Genomic DNA, 25007 nt, shown 5'->3' on the forward strand with positions numbered 1-25007 from the left:
CAAAAAGAGCGCAAATGATAAGGACTCACATTTGGTACCGCTTGCTGGAGGCGTTACCAGATGTTGCACGGTCGGAGGTATGCGTGAGGGCTGATGGCCTCATCGGGGGCAAGTCGAATCGTCGCACCGCCCCTCCCACAGGGTGCCGCATTTCAGTTCACAGTTTGGCGAGTTCCGGAAGGTCGCCGGTCAAGCCCAGGGCCTGGCGTACAAACAATGCCTTGGCTTCGGGCAACTGGTCGACCATTTTCAAACCGGCATTGCGCAGCCAGCGCAACGGCAGTTGATCGGCCTGGAACAAGCGCTCGAAGCCCTCCATTGCCGCCATCAGCGCCAGGTTATGCGGCATGCGCCGCCGCTCGTAGCGGCTCAGCACCTTCACATCCGCCAGACGTTCACTGCGTTCGTTGGCCGCCAGCAGCACTTCAGCCAGCACCGCGGCATCGAGAAATCCCAGGTTCACGCCCTGCCCCGCCAACGGGTGGATGACGTGAGCCGCATCGCCAATCAATGCCAGGCCTTCGGCCACATAGCGTTTGGCGTGGCGCTGACGCAACGGCACGCAGACGCGCGGGTCGGCGCTGATCACGTTGCCGAGGCGCCCTTCAAAGGCGCGCTCCAATTCATCACAAAAGCGTTCATCATCCAGGGCCATCAGGCGCTCGGACTCCGCCGGCGTGGTCGACCACACAATCGAGCACCAATCCTCTTGCCCATCGCGCACCAGCGGCAAAAACGCCAGCGGGCCGGTATCGGTGAAGCGTTGCCACGCCGTGCGCCGGTGCGGCTGGCTGCTGCGCACGCTGGTCACGATGGCGTTATGCAGGTAATCCCATTCACGGGTGGGAGTGCCGGTCAGGCGGCGCACCGCCGAGTTGGCGCCGTCGGCGGCGACCACCAGCGGCGCGCGCAGCTTGCGCCCATCGGCCAGGGTCAGCAGCCAGTCATCTCCAGAGCGACGCATCTGCTCCAGGCGCGCAGTGGCCAGCAGCCCCAGGTCGCAGTCATGCAAGCGGTCCAGCAAGGCATCCTGGACCACACGGTTCTCGACGATATGTCCCAGCACCTCGGCATGTACGCTGGCTGCCGAAAAGTGGATCTGCCCGGTGCCGCTGCCGTCCCACACGTGCATCTCACCATACGGGCTGGCGCGGCGCTGGACGATGCCGTCCCACACGCCAAGGCGCTCCAGAATGCGCTGGCTGGCGGCGGATAACGCGCTCACCCGCGGTTCAAACGCCGCTGCAGGCTCGAACGGCTTGACGCTCAGCGGGCTGCCGTCAAGCAGCAACACCTGCAGGCCACTGCCCTGCAACGCCAGCGCCAGGGCGCTTCCGACCATTCCGGCCCCGACAATCAGCACATCTGCGTGCATGTCCATGCTTTAAGCCTTGTCTCGTGTGCGGCACAGGCCGCCAATAAAGTGATGGGCCGGCTCAAACATTGGAGCGCACCCCCAGCCCCATAGCCTGGCGGGCGAACCAGCGTTTGGCCGGCGGTAACAGGTCCAGGCCAAGCAGGCCCATGTTGCGCCCTAGCGCCACCAACGGTTGCCCGCTGCCGAACAGGCGCGTGACCTGGTCGGAGAAACCCACGGTCAGTTGCTGGTCCAGGCGCTGGCGCTCGCGATAGCGTTGCAGTGTCGCCAGGTCACCCGGCACTGCCGGCCCGGCCAGCAAGGCTTCGGCCAGGGCATTGGCATCGCGCAGGGACAGGTTGAAACCTTGCCCGGCGATCGGGTGCAGGCTGTGCGCGGCATTGCCGAGCACCACCAGGTGCGAGCGCACTTGTTCTTCCGCTTCCACCAGGGTCAGCGGATAAAGATGCCGCGCGCCCACTTGTTTCAGGGTGCCCAGGCGATAGCCGAACACGCCCTGCAATTCGCTCAGGAAGCTGCGCTCATCCAGGTTGGCCAGGCGCTGGGCGTCCATGCCGATGCGGGTCCAGACCAGCGCACAGCGGTTGTCCGGCAGCGGCAGCAAGGCCATTGGCCCCTCATCGGTGAAACGCTCGAACGCTTCGCCATTGTGGGCTTCGCTCGGGGTGATATTGGCGATCAGCGCGCTCTGGTTGTAGGGCCGGGTTTTCACGCCGATGCCAAGCTGCTCGCGCAGACCGGAACGACCGCCATCGGCCAATACCGCAAGCTCGCATTCCAGTACGGTTTCGTCATTGAGGGTCAGGCGATAGCCATCGGGCAGCGGCTCCATGCGCGTCACTTCCGCCGGGCAGCGCCAGCTCACCACGTCCTTGTCCAGGCCTTGCCACAGGCATTGGCCGAGCCAGGCGTTTTCCACCACATACCCCAGGGCCGGCACGCCTTCTTCCAGGGCCGACAAGCGTGCGGTAGAGAAACGCCCGCGGTCCGACACGTGAATCTGTTTGATCGGCTCCGCGCGCCGGGAAATTGCTTGCCAGACGCCCAGGCGCTGATAAATCTGGCGAGCGCCGAATGACAACGCCGAAGAACGCGCATCGTAGCTCGGCTGATAGCTGTCACCCGGCGCGAAGGGTTCGATCAGTGCGATTTTCCAGCCGCGCGCCTTGGCCCCGGCCTGCAACGCCAGGGCCAGGCTCGCGCCCACCAGGCCGCCACCGATGATCGCCAGGTTGACCCGGCTCATCGGGCAGCCGCCATCAGTGCTTCGATCTCGGCCACCGTCTTGGGCACCGCGCCGGTCAGGATTTCACAGCCTTGCTTGGTCACTATCACGTCGTCCTCGATGCGTACGCCAATGCCACGCCACTTCTTCGCTACGTTCTGGTTGTCCGGTGAAATATAGATCCCCGGCTCCACGGTCAAGGCCATGCCGACTTCCAGCACGCGCCATTCACCGCCCACTTTGTACTCGCCCACGTCATGCACATCCATGCCCAGCCAGTGGCCGGCGCGGTGCATGTAAAAGGCGCGGTAGGCTTCACTGGCGATCAGCTCGTCAACGTCGCCTTGCAGCAACCCCAGCTTGACCAACCCGGCAGTGATGACCTGCACGGTCGCCTCATGCGCCTGGTTCCAATGCTTGTTCGGCGCGATCTGCTTGAAGGCGGCTTCCTGGGAAGCCAGCACAATTTCGTAGATCGCCTTCTGCTCGGGCGAAAACTTGCCATTGACCGGCCAGGTGCGGGTGATGTCACTGGCGTAGCAGTCGATCTCGCAACCGGCGTCGATCAGCACCAGGTCACCGTCCCTGAGCAGCGCGTCATTCTGCTGGTAATGCAGGATGCAGCTGTTACGCCCGGACGCGACGATGGAGCCATAGGCCGGCATTTTCGCGCCGCCCTTGCGGAACTCGTAATCCAGCTCGGCTTCCAGGCTGAACTCATGCAGGCCGGCACGGCTGGCCTGCATCGCCCGCACATGGGCCGCGCAGGAAATCCGCGCCGCCTCGCGCATCACCTTCACTTCCGCCGCCGATTTATACAGGCGCATGTCGTGCAGCAGATGATCCAGAGCAACGAATTCGTTCGGCGGCTGGGCGCCCAGGTGCGCTTTGGAGCGGATCACGTTGATCCACTCCATCACGTGCCGGTCGAATTCGGCATTGCTGCCCATGGCTGAATACACCCGGTCACGGCCTTCGATCAGGCCGGGCAGGATGTCGTCGATGTCGGTGATGGGAAACGCGTCGTCAGCCCCGTAATCACGGATCGCGCCTTCGGTGCCGGCGCGCAGGCCATCCCACAATTCGCGTTCGGCATTGCGTTCGCGGCAGAACAGCACGTACTCGCCATGCTGGCGACCGGGCATCAGCACGATCACCGCTTGCGGTTCGGGAAAACCGCTCAGGTACTGGAAGTCGCTGTCCTGGCGGTAGACATGCTCCACATCACGATTGCGGATCGCCACGGCGGCGGCCGGCAGGATCGCGATGCTGTTGGGTTCCATCTGCGCCATGAGCGCCTTGCGGCGACGGGTGTATTCCGCTTTGGGGATATGGATCATGGGCAGATGGGCTTCCTCGTTTAGTGCAGCGACGGCTTGGGCGAAGCAGGCTCAGCGGACTTTTTGGTCTCGGTGAACAGCAGCAACGGCGCAACGCGCAGGTATTCCATGACTTCCATGTAGTCGCCCTCGCCGTCCTCGGACTCTTCCAGGGCGTCCTGCACCTGGGAGATGGCGGCCAGGTCCTGCAGCACCTCCTTGGCGTCGTCGCTCAGCTCCAGGCCACCGGCGTTCACGCCGAAACCGTGGAGGAAACCCTGGCACCATTGGCCCAGCGCGGCGGCGCGTTCGGCCAGCGGCGCATCGTCGGTGGGCAGCAGCAGGACCACGGTGACGTCATCACCGGTCAGCTCGCCCTTGACCATCTCTTGCAGGCCGATCAGCGCATTGCGCACGTTTTCTTCGGGTTCTTTCTCCAGCAGCTCGGCCACATCGGCCAGCCAGTTGTCGGCATCGAAGCCGACACCGGTGCAGCTGCGGCCCAACAGCACGCCGTGCAGTTCGGCAGGCGAGCAAGGATGGCCGCTGGTGCTCAGCAGTTTGGAAAAAGCGTCGTACGGGGAGTTCTGAATGGGCATGGTGAGCTAGGCGCCAGACGGCGCAATGTCTAGAATGGAGCGCTGTATCCTAGCACCGGCAGACGTACCAAGACTATCGAGGGCGTCAGATCGTTTATCCTGCAGTTGCCATTCATCAGACAAATCCAGTGGAACCCAATGGAAGACACCGACCTGCAAGCGCTGATGGCCAGACTCGAACTGCTAATTGATCGGGTCGAGCAACTTAAGAGTCAAAACGGACTCCTACTAGCTCAGGAAAAAACCTGGCGCGAGGAACGCGCTCACCTCATTGAAAAAAACGAAATCGCCCGGCGTAAGGTCGAATCGATGATTTCGCGCCTGAAGGCCCTGGAGCAAGACTCATGAGTTCAAGCAATAGCGTTACCGTGCAGATCCTCGACAAAGAATATTCGATCATCTGCCCCCAGGAAGAGCGCAGCAACCTGGTGAGCGCTGCCCGCTACCTGGACGGCAAGATGCGTGAAATCCGCAGCAGCGGCAAAGTGATCGGCGCCGACCGCATCGCCGTGATGGCCGCGCTGAACATTACCCACGACCTGTTGCATAAGCAGGAACGCCCTGACGTGCAGGCCAGCGGCTCGACCCGCGAGCAAGTGCGTGACCTGCTCGAACGCGTTGATCTGGTGCTTTCCACCGATTCAGACGCACCCAAGGGCTGATTGCCGAGTCTGTTTAAGGTATACTCGCCCCACTCCCTGGCGTGCTTGCCAGTCGGCGATGTCCCGGAGCCGATTCGCACTACCCTGGAAGTTGCACGTTGGGCTGGTGTGCATGTCCGCTAGACGGAAAGCCTTAAAGCCTACTGCTTCTTCCACCTTGAACTTTCGGGTTCAAGGGCTTAGTCGACAGCGGTTCTGTCGGGGAGCCTGAATTCCCAAACTCAATGCCAGTCCCAGGACTGGCATTGTTTTATGAGCCGAAAAGTCATGACCGAACCTGCGCCGCTTTCCCGTCCGCAACTTCGACGCATGTTGCGCAAAGCCCGCCGCGCCCTCACGCCCCGCGAGCAGCGCCAGGCCGCCTGCGGCCTGTATCGGCAACTGGCACAGCACCCGCTGTTTCGCCGGGCCAAACATATTTCCTTATATCTACCGACGGACGGCGAAATCGATCCGCGTCTGCTGCTGCGCGCTGCCCAGCGCCAGGGCAAGGCCACTTACCTGCCCGTACTGAGTGCGTGGCCACGTACCAAGATGGTGTTCCAACGCGTGCGGCCTGGGGATAAGTTGTTGCCCAACCGCTTTCGCATTCTGGAGCCACGGGCCAATGCACGGCACCAACGCAAGGTATGGGCGCTGGACCTGGTGCTGCTGCCGTTGGTGGGGTTCGATAATGAGGGTGGGCGATTGGGCATGGGGGCGGATTCTATGACCGCAGCCTGGCCTACCTCGCCAGGCGAAAAACCTGGCGCAAGCCGACGCTGCTGGGGCTGGCCCATGAATGTCAGCAAGTCGATCGCCTGGCGCAGGCGAGCTGGGACGTGCCGCTGGCGGGCACTGTCACCGATAAGCAATGGTTTGTCGCAGAAACGTCGCTGGAACCGCGACGCGGTTAAAACCGTGTTAACGCTTGAATTGCTGTTGCACAGGCGAGAGTTCAACCGGCGCATCGGTCTTGTTCGACCACAGGCTCTGGGCATACCCGGTGGTCACGACGCCCAGACCAAACAAAATTACCAAAATCCATAGTAAATCCGGTTTACGTTGCATCGATTGCCCCCCTTCAGGCACCTCGTACACGATGACAACAACGTTCCAAAGTAGTCCGTTGCAGCTGCACCAAGCTTAAAAGCCGGCATTCTGCGGTAACGTGAACCAACACGCAAACCTTGACGCCAACCGACTGTCGGTTTGTCATGGCATTGCCCGACAACTTGCCCAATGCCTTTCTCAGGAGCCCCGAAATGGCCTACTGGCTGATGAAATCCGAGCCCGACGAGCTCTCCATCAACGACCTGGAAAAGCTCGGCGAAACGCGCTGGGACGGGGTTCGCAACTACCAGGCGCGCAATTTTCTGCGCGCCATGGCGGTGGGCGATGAGTTTTTCTTCTATCACTCCAGTTGCCCGGAGCCCGGCATTGCCGGCATCGGCAAAATTACCCAGGCCGCCTACCCCGACCCCACCGCGCTGGAACCGGACAGCCATTATTTCGACGCCAAGGCCAGCGCGGAGAAAAACCCGTGGAGTGCGATCACCGTGTCCCACGTCAAAACCTTCCCCAAGGTACTTGGCCTGAGTCACTTGAAACAGCAAACCACGCTCGTCGAGTTGCCACTGGTGCAGAAGGGCAGCCGGCTTTCGGTGATGTCGGTCACGTCGGATCAATGGGCTGCGATTCTTCGACTGCTTTAACTGTGCCGATGCTGTTGCTATCAGGCGGCAGTATGCCACTGGACCGGGATGCGGGGTATGCGTGATGTACCGGACTTACTGGTGCGGGGATTGACTGTTGTTTTTTGCGGTGGCGCTGTCGCGGTTCAGGAGAAGTCTTGCCTCTTGGGACAAGCACTTAAGACCCTTCGGTTATAAAAAGAATAGAAATCAGAGAAAACAACATAAAGAACTGTCACTTATGACAGTAGCGGGCTCTTTCTCCTTAGTGCTTACTTTGGCGTAACGGTTGTCACCGAAACTTGAGCAACTAGTCGCACTCATTACTTAAGGGAATAGCCATGCCTGATATAACGACATCCAAGCACTCCGAATGTGGTGATATTACTACCATCATTATCGATAAAAACAACCCCACGGGAATAATGACCGTAACAGGAGAATATCCATCATGGGGATTCAAGGGCGACGTAGAGGTTGAGTACGCCGCTTCTGGAAGTGTATTCACCCTTAAAACTCGAAGGTATAGATTCAGCGGTGCGAACCAAGGGCAGAACCAGAGATTTGAAGTTAGGTTCGGCCCAATATTGGCGATAGAACCAATACAGAATGGACAATGGATTAATTGGCCTTCATCTATGGATGTGCCCTATTATCCTCCGGGGATGATTTTTACATTTTTATTCAACTTTCATGTTGATCCATGTGGAACAACCAGATACGACAGGAAAGGCGTGATTCTCAAATAATTACTTCAATTGTAAACACCAACGAGCCTGCGGCTTGCCACGCGAGCCGCAGGCTTCGTTAATCAACAGTTACTGAATAATCAAGTTATTGAACAACAAATCCTCAACCACCGGCTTGCCCGTCTCGTCATTCATCACTTGCTGGGTTTGCTTAAGGGCTTCCTGGCGCAGCTTTTCCTTGCCTTCAACGGTGCTCATGGCCTCGTTGGTCTGCTGGGTAAACAGCGCCACCAACTGGTTACGGATCAAGGCGTCGTTTGCCTTCACCGCCGCGGCGGCTTCGGACCCGGTCACGCGCAGGGCGATGTCAGCCTTGAACACCTTGAGTTTCGCCGTGCCATCCAGGCCGTAGTTACCCACGAACGGCGGGCTCAGGCTGATATAGCTGACCTTCGGCGCCTCGCCCTCTTTGGCTTCTTCGGCCTGAGCCGCCATCGGCAAGGTCAGGGCCAGCATCAATAGGATCCACGCTTTCACAGTTCATTCCTCGAATTCGGTTGCCGGGTAGCATAACGCTAGCAAGGCTGAGCACAAGCTTATGGGGGCTCATCAGGCGCGGGCATGCTCGTTGACCCACGGGCGTACCCTCCTACACTTATCGGCCACGACGCCAAAAGGAATAGTCCGATGAAAGCTGTGCTGTGCAAAGCCTTCGGCCCCGCCGAAAACCTGGTGCTGGAAGAGATCGCCAGCCCTGCGATCAAGCAGAACGAAATCCTGCTGGACGTGCACGCGGCCGGGGTGAATTTCCCGGACACCCTGATCATCGAAGGCAAGTACCAGTTCAAGCCGCCCTTCCCGTTTTCGCCGGGTGGCGAAGCGGCGGGCGTGGTGAGTGAGGTCGGGGAGAAGGTCAGTCACTTGAAAGTCGGTGATCGCGTGATGGCCCTGACCGGCTGGGGCAGCTTTGCCGAGCAGGTCGCGGTGCCGGGCTATAACGTGCTGCCGATCCCGCCGAGCATGGACTTCAACACCGCCGCCGCCTTCAGCATGACCTACGGCACCTCGATGCACGCGCTGAAACAGCGGGCCAACCTGCAACCTGGCGAAACCCTGTTGGTGCTTGGCGCTTCCGGTGGCGTGGGCCTGGCCGCCGTGGAAATCGGCAAGGCCATGGGCGCCCGGGTGATCGCCGCCGCCAGCAGCGCCGACAAGCTGGCGGTGGCCAAGGCGGCCGGCGCCGATGAGCTGATCAACTACAGCGAAGCCAGCCTCAAGGACGAGGTCAAGCGCCTGACCGGTGGCAACGGCGCCGATGTGATCTACGATCCCGTGGGTGGCGACCTGTTTGACCAGGCCATCCGCTCGATCGCCTGGAACGGCCGCTTGTTGGTGGTGGGCTTTGCCAGCGGGCGCATCCCGGAACTGCCGGTGAACCTGGCACTGCTCAAGGGCGCGGCGGTGGTGGGGGTGTTCTGGGGTTCGTTTGCTCAGCGTCAGCCCCAGGACAATGCGGCGAATTTTCAGCAGTTGTTCACCTGGTATGGCGAGGGCAAGTTGAAGCCGTTGGTGTCGCAGGTGTATCCGCTGGCGCAGGCGGCCCAGGCGATCAATGATCTCGGGCAGCGCAAGGCGGTGGGTAAGGTGGTCGTTCAGACCCGCTGATAGCCAGTTGAAATGCGAACAATGTGGGAGGGGGCTTGCCCCCGATTGCAGTGGATCAGTTGACACATATGTTGACTGAACCACCGCTATCGGGGGCAAGCCCCCTCCCACATTTGGATCTCCAGCGCCTGCAGAATCCACTTACGACCACACCTTATCTATTCGCGACATGTTCATAAGAGAACATGCAATTGCTTTGATTTCCTGTGTTTGCAGATAAGAGGCAATGCTATTTTCGGTAACGAAACTGTAACATTCGCATCCGCAGTCAAAACAAGAAATCTGGAGCTCTTGAATGTTTGCTTTCTTTCGACCTGCCGCACATCAGGCGCCCCTGCCTGAAGAAAAAATAGACACTACCTACCGACGACTGCGCTGGCAGATCTTCGCCGGTATTTTCTTCGGTTACGCTGGCTACTACCTGCTGCGCAAAAACTTCTCCCTGGCCATGCCCTACCTGATCGACGAGGGTTACACCCGTGGGGAACTGGGCCTGGCGATGTCGGCCATCGCGATTGCCTACGGCCTGTCCAAGTTCCTCATGGGCCTGGTGTCCGACCGCTCCAATCCGCGCTACTTCTTGCCCTTCGGCCTGCTGGTTTCAGCGGGGGTGATGTTCATTTTCGGTTTCGCGCCTTGGGCAACGTCCAGCGTGACCATGATGTTCATTTTGCTGTTCATCAACGGTTGGGCCCAGGGCATGGGCTGGCCGCCGAGTGGGCGGACCATGGTGCACTGGTGGTCGCAGAAGGAACGCGGCGGCGTGGTGTCGGTGTGGAACGTGGCGCACAACGTCGGCGGCGGCCTGATCGGCCCGCTGTTCCTCTTAGGCATGGCCTGGTTCAACGACTGGCATGCGGCATTTTATGTGCCGGCCACGGTGGCGCTGGCGGTGGCGGCATTTGCCTTCATTACCATGCGTGACACCCCGCAATCGGTGGGCCTGCCGCCTATCGAAAAGTACAAGAACGACTACCCGGAAGGCTACGACGCCAGCCACGAAGACGAATTCAGCGCCAAGGAAATCTTCGTCAAGTACGTGCTGCGCAACAAAATGCTGTGGTACATCGCGTTCGCCAACGTGTTCGTCTACCTGCTGCGCTACGGCGTACTGGATTGGGCTCCGACCTACTTGAAAGAAGCCAAGCATTTCACGGTCGACAAGTCGTCGTGGGCGTATTTCTTCTACGAGTGGGCCGGTATCCCGGGCACGCTGCTGTGCGGCTGGATGTCGGACAAGATCTTCCGTGGCAATCGTGGCCTGACCGGCATCGTGTTCATGGCGCTGGTGACCGTGGCAACCCTGGTTTACTGGCTTAACCCGCCGGGCAATCCAACGGTCGACATGATCGCTCTGGTTTCCATCGGCTTCCTGATCTACGGCCCGGTGATGCTGATCGGCCTGCAGGCGCTGGAACTGGCACCGAAGAAAGCCGCCGGTACGGCTGCGGGCTTCACCGGCCTGTTCGGCTACCTGGGCGGTTCGGTGGCCGCGAGTGCGGCGATGGGCTACACGGTGGACCACTTCGGTTGGGACGGCGGTTTCGTGCTGTTGATCGGCGCGTGCGTCCTGGCGATTGCCTTTCTGATCCCAACGCTGTGGCACACCAACAGTGTCAGCTCGGCGCGTTAACCGCCTGAGCAATCCTTTGCACAACGCTTGAGCCGCGCCTCCAGGTTTTTATCTGGCATGGCGTGGCTGCGCAGGGCGTTGACGGTCTGCTCGACATAATCGCGAGTGGTGCCGTAACGCCCGCAAGCGCTTTGCAGCACATGGTTGAGCACGATATCGGGCAAGTTGCCGGCATAGCTGGGCAAGTGCCGCTCCAGCACAAACCCCAACGCCTGTACCTGGCTGCCATCTTCCAGCCGGCAACTGAGCCAGTGCGGCCGATAGGACGGGTAAGGCATCTCGCGTTGCCACAACGCATAGAGCGAAGCTTCCAACTGATCTTCCGGCAAGCGGTAAGCAAACCCGCTGCACGAGCCGCCCCGATCCAGCCCGAACACCAAACCCGGCAGCTCCGGCGTACCCCGGTGCTCATGCGACCACAAGTACAAGCCCCGATGATAACCATGGACCCGCGCCCGTACCCGCTCGGTGGATGAACATTCCGGGCGCCAGATCAGCGAACCATATGCAAATAGCCAGACCGGCCCACCCTTGTGCCGAGCCATGGTGGCCTGCATCGAGCTCATCAATTGTTCGTGAGTGAGTTGCGGCCCCAAGTCGAGCCGCGGAGGGTAAGCCAACTGCAAAAGATCGGTTTCAATGGCGGTCATGGCGAAAAGCGGTACGCCTCCTATGTATTACCAGTTGTAAGCGACTTTACCGTAATAAAACGCGCCGCTGTAACCGTACGGCGAAAAAGTGCTGTAGGCGAGATTGGCGGCGCAATGGTGCTGCCGGATTTGATCTGCTCAGGGCCGTGGGGCGTAGGCAAACACGTCAGCGCGCATCTGGTGCGCATCCATACCGGCGTCGACCAACGCATCCAGCGTGCCGTAGATCATCGCCGGGGATCCACTGGCGTATACATGCACGGCCTTAAGGTCGGCAATGTCTTCGCACACGGCTTCATGCAGCAACCCGCAACGTCCTTCCCAGCCGCACAGGTCACTGACGACTTTGTGCAGGAACAGGTTGGGCAGTTGCCGCCACTGATCCCAGTGCTCGATCTCGTAGAAATCTTCCGGGCGACGCACGCCCCAGTACAAGTGCACCGGGTGCTTGAAGCCGGACGCCCGGCAATGCTCGATCAGGCTGTGCATCTGAGCCATGCCGGTACCGGCGGCGATCAGCACCAGCGGCCCGTCCGGCAGCTCCGCCAGGTGAGTGTCACCGAACGGCAGTTCGATGCGGGCCATCTGATTGCGCTGGAGCTGGTCCAACAGGTTGCGTGCGCTGTCTTCGCGGGCCAGTACGTGCAGTTCCAGCTCGCGTCCACAGTGAGGCGCCGACGCCAGGGAAAACGCCGACTTCTCGCCGTTCTCACGCTCGATCATCAGGTATTGCCCGGCGTGGTAACGCACGGCCTTGCCCGCCGGGGCGCGCAGGCGCACGCGCCACACATCGCCGCCGACTTCCACGCATTCGCTCAATTGGCACGCCAACTTGCGCAACGGCAGTTCTCCCGGCGCCAGCACGCCATCCCACAAGACAATGCAATCTTCCAGCGGCTCGGCGATGCAGGTGTAGAACTCACCATGGTCACGCACCTCACCCGCCTGCTGCACCCGGCCCTCCACCAGCAGCGCCGCGCACACGTGGCAGACGCCGTTGCGACAGGCCTGCGGGCATTCGTAGCCCAGGCGGCGCGCGCCATCGAGAATTCGTTCGCCAGGGTCCAGTTCCAGGACCGCGCCGGAAGGTTGCAAGGTTACACGCATCAATCTATTCCCAATTCTTTCCAGATTGCATCGACGCGAGCAGTCACTGCGTCATCCTTGACGATCACCCGGCCCCACTCGCGGGTAGTTTCGCCCGGCCATTTGTGAGTGGCATCCAGGCCCATTTTCGACCCAAGGCCTGAAACCGGCGAGGCAAAATCGAGGTAATCGATGGGCGTGTTGTCGATCATTACCGTGTCGCGCTTGGGGTCCATGCGCGTGGTAATGGCCCAGATCACGTCATTCCAGTCGCGGGCATTGATGTCGTCGTCAGTGACGATAACGAACTTGGTGTACATGAATTGTCGTAAAAACGACCACACGCCCAGCATTACCCGCTTGGCGTGGCCCGGATACGACTTCTTCATGGTGACGATGGCCATGCGGTACGAGCAACCTTCCGGCGGCAGGTAGAAGTCGGTGATTTCCGGAAACTGCTTTTGCAGGATCGGCACGAACACTTCGTTCAGCGCCACGCCGAGAATGGCCGGCTCGTCTGGTGGCCGGCCGGTGTAGGTGCTGTGGTAGATCGGTTTGATCCGATGGGTAATGCGCTCGACGGTGAACACCGGAAAACTGTCGACTTCGTTGTAATAACCCGTGTGGTCACCGTAAGGCCCTTCATCGGCCATCTCACCGGGGTGAATCACACCCTCGAGGATGATTTCGGCGGTGGCCGGCACTTGCAGATCATTACCGCGGCACTTCACCAATTCGGTGCGGTTGCCACGCAGCAGGCCGGCAAAAGCGTATTCGGACAGGCTGTCCGGCACCGGCGTCACGGCGCCCAGGATGGTGGCCGGGTCGGCGCCGAGGGCCACGGACACAGGGAACGGCTGGCCCGGATGCTTTTCACACCACTCGCGAAAGTCCAGGGCGCCGCCACGGTGGCTCAGCCAGCGCATAATCACTTTATTGCGGCCGATCACTTGCTGACGGTAGATGCCGAGGTTCTGTCGGTCCTTGTTCGGGCCCTTGGTGACAGTCAGGCCCCAGGTGATCAGCGGGCCGACATCGCCGGGCCAGCAGGTCTGCACCGGGAGCATGGCCAGGTCGACGTCATCGCCTTCGATGACCACTTCCTGGCACACCGCGTCCTTGACCACCTTGGGCGCCATGGCAATGATCTTGCGAAAGATCGGCAGCTTCGACCAGGCGTCCTTCAAGCCTTTGGGCGGCTCGGGCTCCTTGAGGAAGGCCAGCAGCTTGCCGATCTCGCGCAGCTCGCTGACCGCCTCGGCGCCCATGCCAAAGGCGACGCGCTCGGGGGTGCCGAACAGGTTGCCGAGCACCGGGATGTCAAAGCCGGTCGGGTTCTCGAACAGCAGCGCCGGGCCCTTGTTGCGCAAGGTGCGGTCGCAAATCTCAGTCATTTCCAGTACCGGTGAAATCGGCATCTGGATACGTTTCAACTCTCCGCGCTGCTCAAGTTGCTGCACGAAATCCCGAAGATCCTTGAATTTCATTAACCATGCCACCCGTAAAATAGGCGTACATCCTACCTGCTCTAGAGGCGGCTGGCAGCTTAATTGGCCGTCAACCCCCGTGATTGCAGCGAACTGAACAACGGCTCCAGGAAGGCCTCGATGTGCCGCGCGCCTACGTCGGAAAGGTGGTTATCATCGGTGTACAGCGCGCGGCCATTGAGTTCCACCCGGCACAAGCCGTCGGTGCCGCACAGCAAGGGCGCGGGGTCCAGCACCCTGACACCGCTGTCGGCCGCCGCCAGCTCGTCAAACAGCTGGGTAATAAAGGCCTGGCGCTTCACATGCTCGGCCACGGCAAGCCCTTCACCGTCCACCGGCCGGTTCATCATTGCCAGGCGACTGAGGCGGTAAGGCACGATGATTTCCTGCAGCGGCACCTCCTTGACCAGCCAGACCTTATGCCCGGCAGCGCGCAGCGCCTGGATGCGCTCGCGCAGGCCCTGGGCAAAGCGCTGCTCGGCGACCGCACGCACATACTCGCCAGTGCTGGGGTCCTTGAGCGCATGCTCTTTGTCACCCGACATTTGCCCATAGACATACAGGCTCCAGCGCGCCGCCAGCACCACATCGCTGAATTTTTTCTCGGCCATCGCCTTCTCGACGCGACGGTTGAAATGCGCGCACCGGGCAATATTCTCCAGGCCATCCAACGGAATACAGCCCGCGAAGCTGGCTTCAACCAGGCTGATATCGTGGCGATCAGCGCCCTCTTTGAGTGCCGGAATCAGCGCGGTGGCATGGCTGTCACCCCATACCAGCGCCGAGACGGACTGGGTTGGCGGACCAAAATGGCAGAACAACCGCTCGTCGGGCGTGTCTTTGTCAGCCATGCACGCCAGCAGCTCCGGGCTCCACTTCTTCGCCTGGGCAAAACGCAACGCCTGCTCGGACAACCGTGAAGGTACGCCGTCGAATTCACGTATCGCAAGGCCCGTAAAGCCCAGCCCCAGGATGCCGACCATGGCTGCCGCCAGAATCGACTTGCGGGCCGCCAACAGGCGTTTTTCCCGGAACGGCGTTTCCACGAAGCGCCAGGACAAGTAGCCCAGCACCAACGAGAGCAGCATCAACCCGGCCAATTCCAGGGTGCTCAAGCCATCCACCGCAGCATAGTTGGCGTACACGAACACCGGCCAATGCCAGAGGTACCAGGAATAGGAAATCAGCCCGATACCGACCATCAGCCGCGTGCTCAACAGGCGCCCGACCCAGGTGTGTTGCTGCCCGTTGGCCCAGATCAGCCCGATTACACCCAGCACCGGCAATAGCGCGGTAGCGCCGGGGAAAGGGGTTTTCGCGTCGTAACCCAATACGGCGATCAGAATCAGCGCCAGGGAGGCCAGGCTGACCCCCTGCGCCAGGGCGGGCGAGGCGCGCCACTCATATTTGGGCAGCACCGCCAGCATCGCGCCGGCCAACAGCTCCCAGGCCCGCAGGTGCAGCAGGAAAAACGCTTTTTGCGGCTCATGCTCAACCGCCCAGACGCTCATGCCAAAAGAGCCCAGCAACACCGCGAACAGCGCCAGGCGCCAGTGCTTCAAGCGGCTTGAAAGCAGCGTGAGCAGCAGCGGGAAGACAATATAGAACTGCTCTTCTACCGCCAGCGACCAGGTATGCAGCAGAGGCTTGATGTCAGAGGACGCATCGAAGTAGCCATGTTGACGCGCGAACAGCAAATTTGAGGTAAAGGTCACCTGATAGTGCGCCGACCGCCCCAACTCCTCATAGTCCTTGGGCGCCAACAGGAACCAGCCCACCGCCAGTGTCGCTGCAATCATTACAAACAGCGCCGGCAGGATGCGCCGTGCGCGGCGGGCCCAGAAATCAATGAAACTGAAGCGTCCGGCCTGGCGCTCGCGCCAGATAATGGACGTGATCAGAAAACCGGAAATAACGAAGAAAACGTCAACGCCAACGAAACCGCCGGTAAGGCCAGGAACGCCGAAGTGAAACAACACGACGGCGAGGACAGCGATGGCACGCAGGCCATCGATGTCTCTGCGGTAAGCAAGAGTGGTCATAAGAATTGTGGTCAGTCTGTGACGAAAGGAGTGAGCGTAGTCGTGCGTACAATTTTTGTTACTTAACGGACACTTATGCCATAAAACCCGATGAATCTCGACGCAAAAAAAATGGCGCCCCTTTGGGGGCGCCCTTTTTCGGACCTGAAACGCGGTTTTACTTGCGCTTCATCGACAGGAAGAACTCGTCGTTGGTCTTGGTGGTTTTCAGCTTGTCGATCAGGAACTCGATGGCGGCCACTTCGTCCATCGGGTGCAGCAGCTTGCGCAGGATCCACATGCGCTGCAGTTCGTCGTCGGCAGTCAGCAACTCTTCGCGGCGCGTGCCGGAGCGGTTGATGTTGATGGCCGGGAACACACGCTTTTCAGCGATACGACGGTCCAGGGGCAGCTCCATGTTGCCGGTACCCTTGAACTCTTCGTAGATCACTTCGTCCATCTTCGAGCCGGTTTCAACCAGCGCGGTGGCGATAATGGTCAGCGAGCCGCCTTCTTCGATGTTGCGCGCGGCGCCGAAGAAACGCTTTGGCTTCTCCAGGGCGTGGGCATCGACACCACCGGTCAGCACCTTGCCGGAGCTCGGGATCACGGTGTTGTAGGCACGGGCCAGACGGGTGATGGAGTCGAGCAGGATCACCACGTCTTTCTTGTGCTCGACCAGGCGCTTGGCCTTCTCGATCACCATTTCGGCAACCTGCACGTGGCGGGTTGGCGGCTCATCGAACGTCGAGGCAACCACTTCGCCACGCACGGTGCGCTGCATTTCGGTCACTTCTTCCGGACGCTCATCGATCAACAGCACGATCAGGTGAACTTCAGGATTGTTACGCGCAATGTTCGCTGCAATGTTTTGCAGCATGATCGTTTTACCGGCTTTCGGCGGCGCAACGATCAGGCCACGCTGGCCCTTGCCGATGGGGGCGCACAGGTCGATCACACGGCCGGTCAAGTCTTCGGTGGAACCGTTACCGGCTTCCATCTTCATGCGCACGGTCGGGAACAGCGGGGTCAGGTTCTCGAAGAGAATCTTGTTTTTCGCGTTCTCTGGGCGATCGAAGTTGATCGTGTCGACCTTGAGCAGAGCGAAGTAACGCTCGCCTTCCTTCGGAGGGCGGATCTTGCCCACGATGGTGTCGCCGGTGCGCAAGTTGAAGCGACGGATCTGGCTTGGCGAGACGTAGATATCGTCTGGGCCGGCAAGATAGGAAGCGTCTGCGGAGCGGAGGAAGCCGAAGCCGTCCTGGAGAATCTCCAGCACGCCATCACCGGAGATTTCCTCGCCGCTTTTCGCGTGCTTCTTGAGCAGGGAGAAAATCACGTCCTGCTTGCGCGAACGGGCCATATTTTCTATGCCCATTTCTTCGGCCAGTTGGAGCAGGTCGGTAATCGGCTTTTGCTTGAGTTCAGTCAGATTCATATAGGAATGACGTAATCATTTATGGAGGGGGGAAATTAAGCTTTTGGCTTAATGAGGCCGCGCCGCAGAGAAGGCGACAGGATCGCGTACTAATCGAAAAGGAATGCGTCGGCGACGGCTTGCAGGGGGCAGTGGAGAAACCAGTGCGGGGCCGAATGTACCACCTGAATTTCGGAGCGTCTAGCCCTGTTTTACGAAAAAGCCCCGAGATTTTCGGGGCTTTTTTGGCGACGCTTAGATGTTGGCGTCGAGGAAGGCTTGCAGTTGGGACTTCGACAGCGCGCCTACTTTAGTGGCTTCGACGTTGCCGTTCTTGAACAGCATCAACGTTGGAATACCACGCACGCCGTGCTTGGCCGGGGTTTCCTGGTTCTCGTCGATGTTCAGCTTGGCAATGGTCAACTTGCCTTCATAAGTGGTTGCAATGTCGTCCAGGACCGGAGCGATCATTTTGCAAGGGCCGCACCATTCGGCCCAGTAGTCAACCAGCACCGGGCCGGCAGCCTTGAGTACTTCGGCCTCAAAGGTCGCGTCGGTGACGTGCTTGATAAGATCGTTGCTCATGGATGTCTCCGGAATGTAAGCAAAAAAAACGTTGCCCATCATAGCCGCCCTTCCCCCGTTCAGGAAGCCGCCTCTGATTGAGTCTTGCTATGGCGACGCATGACTTTGCATATCGCCGGTTCACGGTGCGACGGGTATGACGAAGGCAATGCCCGTGCGCAATGCGGCATTACGTACATGTTCCTGCATGGTTTTCTGCGCCGCCGCACTGGTGCGCCGGGCCAGGGCACGCAAAATCCTGCGATGCTCCTGCCAGGTTTCCATGGCGCGCTCTGGTCGGATGAACGGTAGTTTCTGGCTTTCCAGAAATACATCGGCGCTGGCGCTCAGAATGCTCACCATCGCCTGGTTGCCGCTGGCCAGCAGGATGTGCTGGTGAAACTTGAAGTCCAGCCGGGCGGCAGCTTCAAAGTCACCCGCTTTGAGCACCTTGCGCATCGCCTCGACATTGTCTTCCAGGCTGTCGAGCTCGTCGGTGGTCAATGTGACCGCCGCCAACCCTGCCGCAAACCCTTCCAGGGCGTAACGCAGCTGGAAGATCTCCAGCGGCGTGGCCTGCGCCGCAAACGGCCAGGCGAGTTCGGACGGTGGGTCCGGCGCCTGCACAAACACGCCCTTGCCCGGCTGCACACTCACCACACCCAAGGCGCTCAAGGACGATAACGCCTCACGCAACGATGCCCGGCTCACGCCCAAACGCACCGCCAGATCGCGTTGCGAGGGCAATGCATCGCCCGGCCCGAAGCCCTGCTCCTTGATCAGTTTGCGGATGGCCTGCAGGGCCGCTTCCGGTACGGCTTGGGCGATGGAATTCATAAAAACTCAAGGTTCCAGTCAACTGAGCGGCTAGTTGTAAAGCTATTCACGCCTGCCGGCAAGCCACGCCCCAAAGGGGCTCGCGGGGTTTTTACGGCGCTCGAAAAGGGTGCGAAAAGCTTAATGACTGTTCAGACCAGTAAGACCATCCCACCCCAACGGATCCGTGCCTTACAGACAATTCAATGAGCGCTGGCATGGGCTGTGCACTGGGCAAACTCAGAAAATTCCTTCGCCCTTCTCGGAGAGTTGCCATGACCAAGCGCTACAGCGCCCTGCTCACTGCCCTGTTTGCCAGCCTGATGCTGAGCCAGGCACCCGCCCAGGCCAACGGTTTGGACGACATTGTTGCCCGAGGCACCCTCAAGGTCGCCGTGCCGCAGGACTTCCCGCCGTTCGGCTCGGTGGGCCCCGACATGAAACCCCGCGGCCTGGACATCGACACCGCCAAGCTGCTGGCCGACCAGCTCAAGGTCAAGCTGGAGCTGACTCCGGTCAATAGCACCAACCGCATCCCCTTCCTCACCACCGGCAAGGTCGACCTGGTGATCTCCAGCCTGGGCAAGAACCCCGAGCGCGAAAAAGTTATCGATTTCTCCAAGGCCTACGCGCCTTTCTACCTCGCCGTGTTCGGCCCGCCTGACGCGGCGATCAGCACCACCGACGACCTCAAGGGCAAGACCATCAGCGTGACCCGTGGCGCCATCGAGGACATCGAGCTGACGGCTGTCGCGCCCAAAGAGGCGACCATCAAGCGCTTTGAAGACAACAATTCGACTATCGCCGCCTACCTGGCCGGCCAGGTCGACCTGATCGCCAGCGGCAACGTGGTGATGGTGGCGATCAGCGAGCGCAACCCGAAACGCGTACCGGCGCTGAAGGTGAAGCTCAAGGACTCCCCGGTGTACGTGGGTGTGAACAAGAACGAGCCGGCGTTGCTGGAGAAGGTCAACCAGATACTGGTCGCGGCGAAGGCTGATGGCAGTCTGGAAAAGAACGCTATGCAGTGGCTCAAAGAGCCGCTGCCGGCTGACCTGTGACGCGACGGAGCTGACTGATGGCGTATCAATTCGACTTTGTACCGGTGCTGGCCAACACCGACCTGTTGTTACGCGGCGCCCTGTTTACCCTTGAGCTGACGGCTATCGGCGCACTCCTGGGAGTGGCCCTGGGCACCGTCGGTGCAGTCGTGCGGGCATGGAAGATTCAGCCATTCGCCTGGTGCTTCGGCGTGTATGTCGAGTTGATCCGCAACACGCCCTTTCTGGTGCAGCTGTTTTTCATCTTCTTCGGCCTGCCGTCCCTGGGCTTGAAAATCACCGAGTGGCAAGCCGCCGTACTGGCGATGGTGATCAACCTGGGGGCCTATTCCACGGAGATCATCCGTGCCGGTATCCAGGCCATACCGCGCGGGCAACTGGAGGCTGCGGCGGCATTGGCCATGACGCGTTTCGAAGCGTTTCGCCATGTGGTGCTGCTGCCGGCACTGGGCAAGGTGTGGCCGGCCCTGAGCAGCCAGATCATCATCGTGATGCTTGGCTCGGCCGTCTGTTCGCAGATCGCTACCGAAGAGCTGAGCTTTGCCGCCAACTTCATTCAGTCGCGCAATTTCCGCGCCTTTGAAACCTATGCCCTGACCACCCTGGTGTACCTGTGCATGGCGTTGATGATTCGCCAGTTGCTCAACTGGATCGGCCGCCGCTATGTGATGAGGAACAGCCGATGAGTGATTTTTCCTTCTGGGACATCGTGCGCAACCTGCTCACCGGCCTGCAGTGGACGCTGTTGCTGTCGCTGGTGGCGTTCATAGGCGGCGGTGTGATCGGCCTGCTGGTGATGGCGATGCGCATCAGTCACAAGGCATTCCCGCGCAATGTCGCCCGCACCTATATCGAACTGTTCCAGGGTACGCCGCTGCTGATGCAACTGTTCCTGGTGTTTTTCGGTGTGGCGTTGCTCGGGGTGGATATTTCGCCCTGGCTGGCGGCGGCCATCGCCCTGACCCTGTTTACCAGCGCCTACCTGGCCGAAATCTGGCGCGGCTGCGTTGACTCCATTGCCCATGGGCAATGGGAGGCATCGGCCAGCCTGGCGCTCAACCCCCTTGAACAACTGCGCTACGTGATCCTGCCCCAGGCCCTGCGCATTGCCGTGGCGCCGACCGTGGGGTTTTCGGTGCAGGTGGTCAAAGGCACCGCCGTGACTTCGATCATCGGCTTTACCGAACTGACCAAGACCGGCGGCATGCTCGCCAATGCCACCTTCGAACCCTTCATGGTCTACGGCCTGGTGGCCCTCGGTTACTTCCTGCTCTGCTACCCCTTGTCCCTCAGTGCGCGCTACCTGGAAAGGAGACTGCATGCCTCTGCTTAGAATTTCCGCCCTGCATAAGTATTACGGCGATCATCACGTACTCAAGGGCATCGACCTCTCCGTTGAAGAGGGCCAGGTGGTGGCGATCATCGGCCGCAGTGGCTCGGGTAAATCCACCTTGCTGCGTACCCTCAATGGCCTGGAATCGATCAACGACGGCGTGATCGAAGTCGATGGCGAATACCTCGACGCCGCCCGCGCCGACCTGCGCAGCCTGCGGCAGAAGGTCGGGATGGTGTTCCAGCAGTTCAACCTGTTTCCACATTTGACCGTTGGCGAAAACGTCATGCTTGCGCCACAAGTGGTGCAGAAAGTGCCCAAAGCCAAGGCAGCGCAGTTGGCCAAACAGATGCTGGAACGCGTTGGCCTGGGAGAGAAGTTCGATGCCTTCCCCGACCGGCTGTCTGGCGGCCAGCAACAACGCGTGGCGATTGCGCGCGCCCTGGCCATGTCACCCAAGGTGCTGCTGTGCGACGAAATCACCTCGGCCCTCGATCCGGAACTGGTCAACGAAGTGCTCAGCGTGGTGCGCCAACTGGCTAAAGATGGCATGACGCTGATCATGGTGACCCACGAAATGCGCTTCGCCCGGGAAGTCGGTGACAAGCTGGTGTTCATGCACCAAGGCAAGGTGCATGAAGTGGGCGACCCCAAGCTCCTGTTTGCCAACCCGCAGACGCCGGAGCTCGCCAACTTCATCGGTTCAGTTGAACAGCCGGGCTGACCAGCTCGAAACGACCCTGCCCCTCCAGCGACGTCTGGCTCCGCACTTGCAGCGCCTCGGCGGGCAGGTCGGTGTCGATGTCGACCTGGGCGGTCAAGCGCTGACCTGTTACCGGCCTCCCTGCGACGCGTGCCGTCAGGACCTGGCCCGGTAATAACTGCCCAGCCGCACCACCGCCGGGCAGGTCCCAGTCGACGGCACGCCCATCCACCTGTGCATGCTTGAGGCTGAGCCGCAACCGCCCCTGCCGGCCAAAACGGAACGCTTGCCCATCGGCGGCACCGATAAACCGCAACGCCATCACCGACGGCTCGACGCACAACACGTTGAGCTGCAGCGTGCGCGTGTCGAGCGTCACGGTGGTGCTTTCGACCAGCGCCTCCCGGCGAATGACCCCGTAGTCGATACGCGGTTGGCTCACGGACAATCGGCAGTTTTCGGCGTGCGCCCCCTGAGCCAGCAACACCGTACAAAACAGCGCACAGCCGAGGCATATAAGCTTACCGACCATGGCACACCGCCGCTGTTGTATCGAAGAACTTGTCATTATCAGGCTGGCTCCCAGGGGAAATATTCAGCAGGCAACTGGCCGAGTCCGGCAACGAAACCCTCAGGTCTTGCACCTCGTTCACGTCGTTCAGAAAGATCATGCCTTCGCCCACTACGCTGGTCAGAAAACGATCGCCCTTGCCGAATACCGCCGCGCCCTGAGGCAGTGGCCGGCCTTGATCATCGCTGGCGTTGACCAGCATGCGGCGCACCTTCACCACATCAAATGCCACGGTGTTGACGGAACCGCGGCCTGCGGCGAGCACACGGGTGCCGTTCTTCAGATCAACGCGTTTTGGCAAGGACTGGGTTTGCACCTCGATATGGCTGTTGGTGTAGGCAGGCAAGCCTGGAAGCACGGCCTGGCCGGTGAAGTCGGTCCACACCGGGCCTTGCGGGGTGTCGATTTTTGCAGAGCCAATATCGCCCACCGACGCAATACCAAACGTGTCCTGCACCGTGTAAGGCGAGAAGGTAATCCCACCTTGGTGAGCGACCACGCCACCTTGCAATTGCCCGGTGTAACTGGTGCCCAACGGGTCGCGACTGACACCCAGACCGACTCGGGTGTAACGCGGCGTGAGGTCTACCTGGCCGCGCATCGATTGCTCCTGCGCACTGAGGTCGCGCTCGACACCCACTTCATAGTTCACATACTCATTGACCCGTTCAGTGAGCGCCGTACCGGTACGGGATTGCCCCCCACGGCGGCTGATATAGCTGTTCACACGACGATCACCGCCCAGGGGCACGCTGACCTGCAACCGCAAGGACAAATCATCATCGAGGACGGTGTCGCGCCGGTTTCGCTCCCGAGTGGCGTCGCGGCGCGCCTGAGTGCTGCCTACCTGGGAGTCGGCAATCAACGCAACATCGGCATAGCGAAACGATTTGTTCCATGAGGCGAACACGTGTTCGCTCGATTGCCCGTCAAATTGAGCGCTACGGGTATAGCCCAGGGAGAAGGCACCCAGGGTGGCGTCGACCCATGTCACGCCCGCCGTGTATTGATTCTTGAAGCGTGACGCCAGCACGTCGGCCGTGGTCGGGCGGCCGGCCTCGATCACCTCGCGATAGCCGCGGGTCTGGCTGGTTGCGCTGAGGTTGAGCTCGACGTTGGCGGATACCGGGCTGCTCACGGACACGCTACTGCGTGAGCCGGACACGGCATGACGGCTGTCGCGGGACACGTTATGACGCGCGCCCACCGACACTCGCTGGAAAAACACGCTGCTCAACGTGCCACCTGCCGACCAGTACTCGTCGGTACTCAACAAGCCGAAACCACCCGTTGAGTCGCGCCCCAGGCCCCACGTCCCGCTGCCCATGGCGACGACGGGCGATGGCCCCTCGCCCTGCGTCTCTTCACGTAGTTTGCCGAGGGACAAGTAATAACCGGGTGCCGCCGGCGCGGCGCCGGCGAACGAAGCCGCCGGCACCACGAAGCTGCGTCGGCCCCCGCGTACATCGATCACACTGACCTCAAGGTCGCTTGTGCCGTTGAGCAGCGGCAAACCGGTCAGTCGGAAAGGCCCTTCGGGCACCAGCGTACTGTGGATCAACACACCGGACTGACGCACCTCGATCCGCGACTGACTCTGTGCCAGGCCTTCCACCACCGCGTTATTGCTGCCCGCCGGCACGCGCGACTGGCCGTCGGGGGAAAACTGCACACCCGACAGCTGGATGCCACCAAACAGCGGGTTGTTGCTGGACAGCTGGCCCGCCTGGAAAGTCGAGCGCAACGCGGCGATATCCCGCTGCGCATAGGCATACAGGTGCTCGTTGTGCGTCACGCCGTTATCGGAGACGTAGATTTGACGACTGCGAAGAATCCAATCACCCAGGTTGAAACCCGCTTCGGTGTAAGCCGACACGAATCGGTTGTTCCCACTGCGCGAATGGCTGTCGAAACCCTGCACATCATAGTTGAACAAGCCCGCCGCACCGCCCCGGGCGAACTCCCCGGCCTCCCACTGCGGTTCGCGCAGTGATGAGGTAGGCACCACCAGCGCCACTTCATCGTTGCCAGGGCGCAGCCGCACCATGGTCGTGGGAAACGCCCCCAGAAAGTCATGGCATGCCTGGTCGGCAGTGGCGCCTTTGCGGACGATGGCAGTGGGTTTGACCAACCCGGCTTTGTCCAGCAATGCCGGGGTAAAGCACAATTGCCCATCGGCATCGAACTGGGCGTCCACCAAGCCGAGCGGGTTGCCGTTGACTTTCAACCCCACCACCTGGGTGCCCTCGCGAAAGCGCGCCGCCGTGCGGAAGTAGTCCGAGACTTTCGGGTCAATGCCGTGCGTGGTCAATGCCGCCAGGTCAAAGCCCTCGCCCAGTTCCAAGGCAGGGGCAACGCCAGGCAAGCTCCACAGTGTTGCCATCCCCATGAGCAACGTGGGTCGGCGGGTCCATAAAAAAGCTCCGGTTCGGTGACTCGACAGGTTTGTCATGGG

General features: G+C 60.6%; 24 protein-coding genes, 1 other RNA gene and 1 pseudogene. 12 read left to right on the forward strand and 14 right to left on the reverse strand.

Annotated features, from left to right (window positions below; all coding sequences use genetic code 11):
- Positions 1-157 precede the first annotated feature (157 nt).
- The 4 genes from C4J87_RS24790 to C4J87_RS24805 form a co-directional block, all read right to left on the reverse strand.
- Complete coding sequence (locus tag C4J87_RS24790; RefSeq protein ID WP_164487699.1) at positions 158-1375, reverse strand: 2-octaprenyl-3-methyl-6-methoxy-1,4-benzoquinol hydroxylase; 1218 nt, start codon at positions 1373-1375, stop codon at positions 158-160.
- Between the two features lie 61 nt (positions 1376-1436).
- A complete protein-coding gene (ubiH, locus tag C4J87_RS24795) occupies positions 1437-2624 on the reverse strand; it encodes a 2-octaprenyl-6-methoxyphenyl hydroxylase (RefSeq protein ID WP_124368761.1) in 1188 nt (395 codons plus the stop codon).
- Positions 2621-3943: a Xaa-Pro aminopeptidase gene (gene pepP / locus C4J87_RS24800; protein WP_124368762.1), complete on the reverse strand. Its 1323-nt coding sequence runs from the start codon at positions 3941-3943 to the stop codon at positions 2621-2623. The genes ubiH and pepP overlap by 4 nt, the downstream gene beginning before the upstream one ends.
- Before the next feature lie 20 nt (positions 3944-3963).
- Positions 3964-4521: a YecA family protein gene (locus tag C4J87_RS24805; RefSeq protein ID WP_124368763.1), complete on the reverse strand. Its 558-nt coding sequence runs from the start codon at positions 4519-4521 to the stop codon at positions 3964-3966.
- Between the two features lie 138 nt (positions 4522-4659).
- Here C4J87_RS24805 and C4J87_RS24810 point away from each other — a divergent pair, with 138 nt between their 5' ends.
- The 6 genes and pseudogenes from C4J87_RS24810 (at position 4660) to C4J87_RS24835 (ending at position 7605) form a co-directional block, all read left to right on the forward strand.
- On the forward strand, positions 4660-4869 hold the full coding sequence (locus C4J87_RS24810) for a TIGR02449 family protein (protein ID WP_003177365.1): 210 nt from the start codon (positions 4660-4662) through the stop codon (positions 4867-4869).
- Positions 4866-5183, forward strand: a complete 318-nt coding sequence (locus C4J87_RS24815; RefSeq protein WP_005792389.1) for a cell division protein ZapA — start codon at positions 4866-4868, stop codon at positions 5181-5183. Before C4J87_RS24810 ends, C4J87_RS24815 begins: the two co-directional genes overlap by 4 nt.
- Before the next feature lie 30 nt (positions 5184-5213).
- A non-coding RNA gene (ssrS, locus tag C4J87_RS24820) (6S RNA) lies at positions 5214-5392 on the forward strand.
- Positions 5393-5450: 58 nt separating this feature from the next.
- Positions 5451-6079, forward strand: a pseudogene (locus C4J87_RS24825) (5-formyltetrahydrofolate cyclo-ligase).
- A 348-nt stretch (positions 6080-6427) separates the two neighbouring features.
- Entirely contained in the window at positions 6428-6877 is a 450-nt protein-coding gene (locus C4J87_RS24830; RefSeq protein ID WP_124368764.1) for an EVE domain-containing protein, read from the forward strand.
- Between the two features lie 320 nt (positions 6878-7197).
- Positions 7198-7605, forward strand: coding sequence for a hypothetical protein (locus C4J87_RS24835; protein WP_124368765.1), 408 nt, complete (start codon positions 7198-7200; stop codon positions 7603-7605).
- Between the two features lie 69 nt (positions 7606-7674).
- Here C4J87_RS24835 and C4J87_RS24840 read toward each other — a convergent pair whose 3' ends face one another.
- On the reverse strand, positions 7675-8082 hold the full coding sequence (locus C4J87_RS24840; protein ID WP_124368766.1) for a flagellar basal body-associated protein FliL: 408 nt from the start codon (positions 8080-8082) through the stop codon (positions 7675-7677).
- Between the two features lie 150 nt (positions 8083-8232).
- On the opposite strand from C4J87_RS24840, the gene C4J87_RS24845 reads away from it, so the two are divergent.
- Both C4J87_RS24845 and glpT read left to right on the forward strand, forming a co-directional pair.
- Positions 8233-9210 (forward strand): NADPH:quinone oxidoreductase family protein, encoded by a 978-nt coding sequence (locus C4J87_RS24845; protein ID WP_124368767.1) that lies wholly within the window; start codon positions 8233-8235, stop codon positions 9208-9210.
- Positions 9211-9505: 295 nt separating this feature from the next.
- A complete protein-coding gene (gene glpT / locus C4J87_RS24850; RefSeq protein ID WP_124368768.1) occupies positions 9506-10843 on the forward strand; it encodes a glycerol-3-phosphate transporter in 1338 nt (445 codons plus the stop codon).
- On the opposite strand, the gene C4J87_RS24855 is transcribed toward glpT, so the two are convergent.
- The 7 genes from C4J87_RS24855 to C4J87_RS24885 all read right to left on the reverse strand — a co-directional run bounded on the left by C4J87_RS24855 (position 10840) and on the right by C4J87_RS24885 (position 18905).
- Positions 10840-11493, reverse strand: coding sequence for a gamma-glutamylcyclotransferase (locus tag C4J87_RS24855; RefSeq protein WP_124364902.1), 654 nt, complete (start codon positions 11491-11493; stop codon positions 10840-10842). The genes glpT and C4J87_RS24855 overlap by 4 nt on opposite strands.
- A gap of 138 nt (positions 11494-11631) precedes the next feature.
- A complete protein-coding gene (locus C4J87_RS24860) occupies positions 11632-12600 on the reverse strand; it encodes a CDP-6-deoxy-delta-3,4-glucoseen reductase (protein ID WP_124368769.1) in 969 nt (322 codons plus the stop codon).
- Positions 12600-14066: a 4-hydroxy-3-polyprenylbenzoate decarboxylase gene (ubiD, locus tag C4J87_RS24865; RefSeq protein ID WP_124368770.1), complete on the reverse strand. Its 1467-nt coding sequence runs from the start codon at positions 14064-14066 to the stop codon at positions 12600-12602. The genes C4J87_RS24860 and ubiD overlap by 1 nt, the downstream gene beginning before the upstream one ends.
- 59 nt (positions 14067-14125) lie before the next feature.
- Positions 14126-16108 (reverse strand): acyltransferase family protein, encoded by a 1983-nt coding sequence (locus tag C4J87_RS24870; RefSeq protein ID WP_124368771.1) that lies wholly within the window; start codon positions 16106-16108, stop codon positions 14126-14128.
- A gap of 157 nt (positions 16109-16265) precedes the next feature.
- Complete coding sequence (gene rho, locus C4J87_RS24875) at positions 16266-17525, reverse strand: transcription termination factor Rho (RefSeq protein WP_003176825.1); 1260 nt, start codon at positions 17523-17525, stop codon at positions 16266-16268.
- A gap of 234 nt (positions 17526-17759) precedes the next feature.
- The gene (gene trxA, locus C4J87_RS24880; protein ID WP_124368772.1) at positions 17760-18089 is read right to left on the reverse strand and encodes a thioredoxin TrxA; all 330 of its coding nucleotides are present in this window, start codon (positions 18087-18089) and stop codon (positions 17760-17762) included.
- Positions 18090-18209: 120 nt separating this feature from the next.
- Positions 18210-18905 carry a FadR/GntR family transcriptional regulator gene (locus C4J87_RS24885; protein ID WP_124368773.1) on the reverse strand — a complete coding sequence of 232 codons (696 nt, stop codon included), beginning with the start codon at positions 18903-18905 and terminating at the stop codon, positions 18210-18212.
- Between the two features lie 254 nt (positions 18906-19159).
- On the opposite strand from C4J87_RS24885, the gene C4J87_RS24890 reads away from it, so the two are divergent.
- Genes C4J87_RS24890 through C4J87_RS24905 form a run of 4 tightly spaced genes read left to right on the forward strand, consistent with a single transcriptional unit; the run spans position 19160 to position 22002 of the window.
- On the forward strand, positions 19160-19945 hold the full coding sequence (locus C4J87_RS24890) for a transporter substrate-binding domain-containing protein (protein WP_064454657.1): 786 nt from the start codon (positions 19160-19162) through the stop codon (positions 19943-19945).
- Between the two features lie 17 nt (positions 19946-19962).
- Positions 19963-20631, forward strand: coding sequence for an amino acid ABC transporter permease (locus C4J87_RS24895; RefSeq protein ID WP_124364912.1), 669 nt, complete (start codon positions 19963-19965; stop codon positions 20629-20631).
- Positions 20628-21278 (forward strand): amino acid ABC transporter permease, encoded by a 651-nt coding sequence (locus C4J87_RS24900; protein ID WP_124364913.1) that lies wholly within the window; start codon positions 20628-20630, stop codon positions 21276-21278. The genes C4J87_RS24895 and C4J87_RS24900 overlap by 4 nt, the downstream gene beginning before the upstream one ends.
- Complete coding sequence (locus tag C4J87_RS24905; protein ID WP_124368774.1) at positions 21265-22002, forward strand: amino acid ABC transporter ATP-binding protein; 738 nt, start codon at positions 21265-21267, stop codon at positions 22000-22002. Before C4J87_RS24900 ends, C4J87_RS24905 begins: the two co-directional genes overlap by 14 nt.
- Here C4J87_RS24905 and C4J87_RS24910 read toward each other — a convergent pair.
- Both C4J87_RS24910 and C4J87_RS24915 read right to left on the reverse strand, forming a co-directional pair.
- Positions 21974-22513 carry a hypothetical protein gene (locus tag C4J87_RS24910; RefSeq protein ID WP_124368775.1) on the reverse strand — a complete coding sequence of 180 codons (540 nt, stop codon included), beginning with the start codon at positions 22511-22513 and terminating at the stop codon, positions 21974-21976. The two genes, C4J87_RS24905 and C4J87_RS24910, sit on opposite strands and share 29 nt — an antisense overlap.
- Positions 22503-25004 (reverse strand): fimbria/pilus outer membrane usher protein, encoded by a 2502-nt coding sequence (locus C4J87_RS24915; RefSeq protein WP_124368776.1) that lies wholly within the window; start codon positions 25002-25004, stop codon positions 22503-22505. The genes C4J87_RS24910 and C4J87_RS24915 overlap by 11 nt, the downstream gene beginning before the upstream one ends.
- Positions 25005-25007: the final 3 nt, after the last annotated feature.

Origin of the sequence: Pseudomonas sp. R1-43-08 (assembly GCF_003852255.1) — a bacterium.
In the GTDB taxonomy this organism is placed as follows: domain Bacteria; phylum Pseudomonadota; class Gammaproteobacteria; order Pseudomonadales; family Pseudomonadaceae; genus Aquipseudomonas.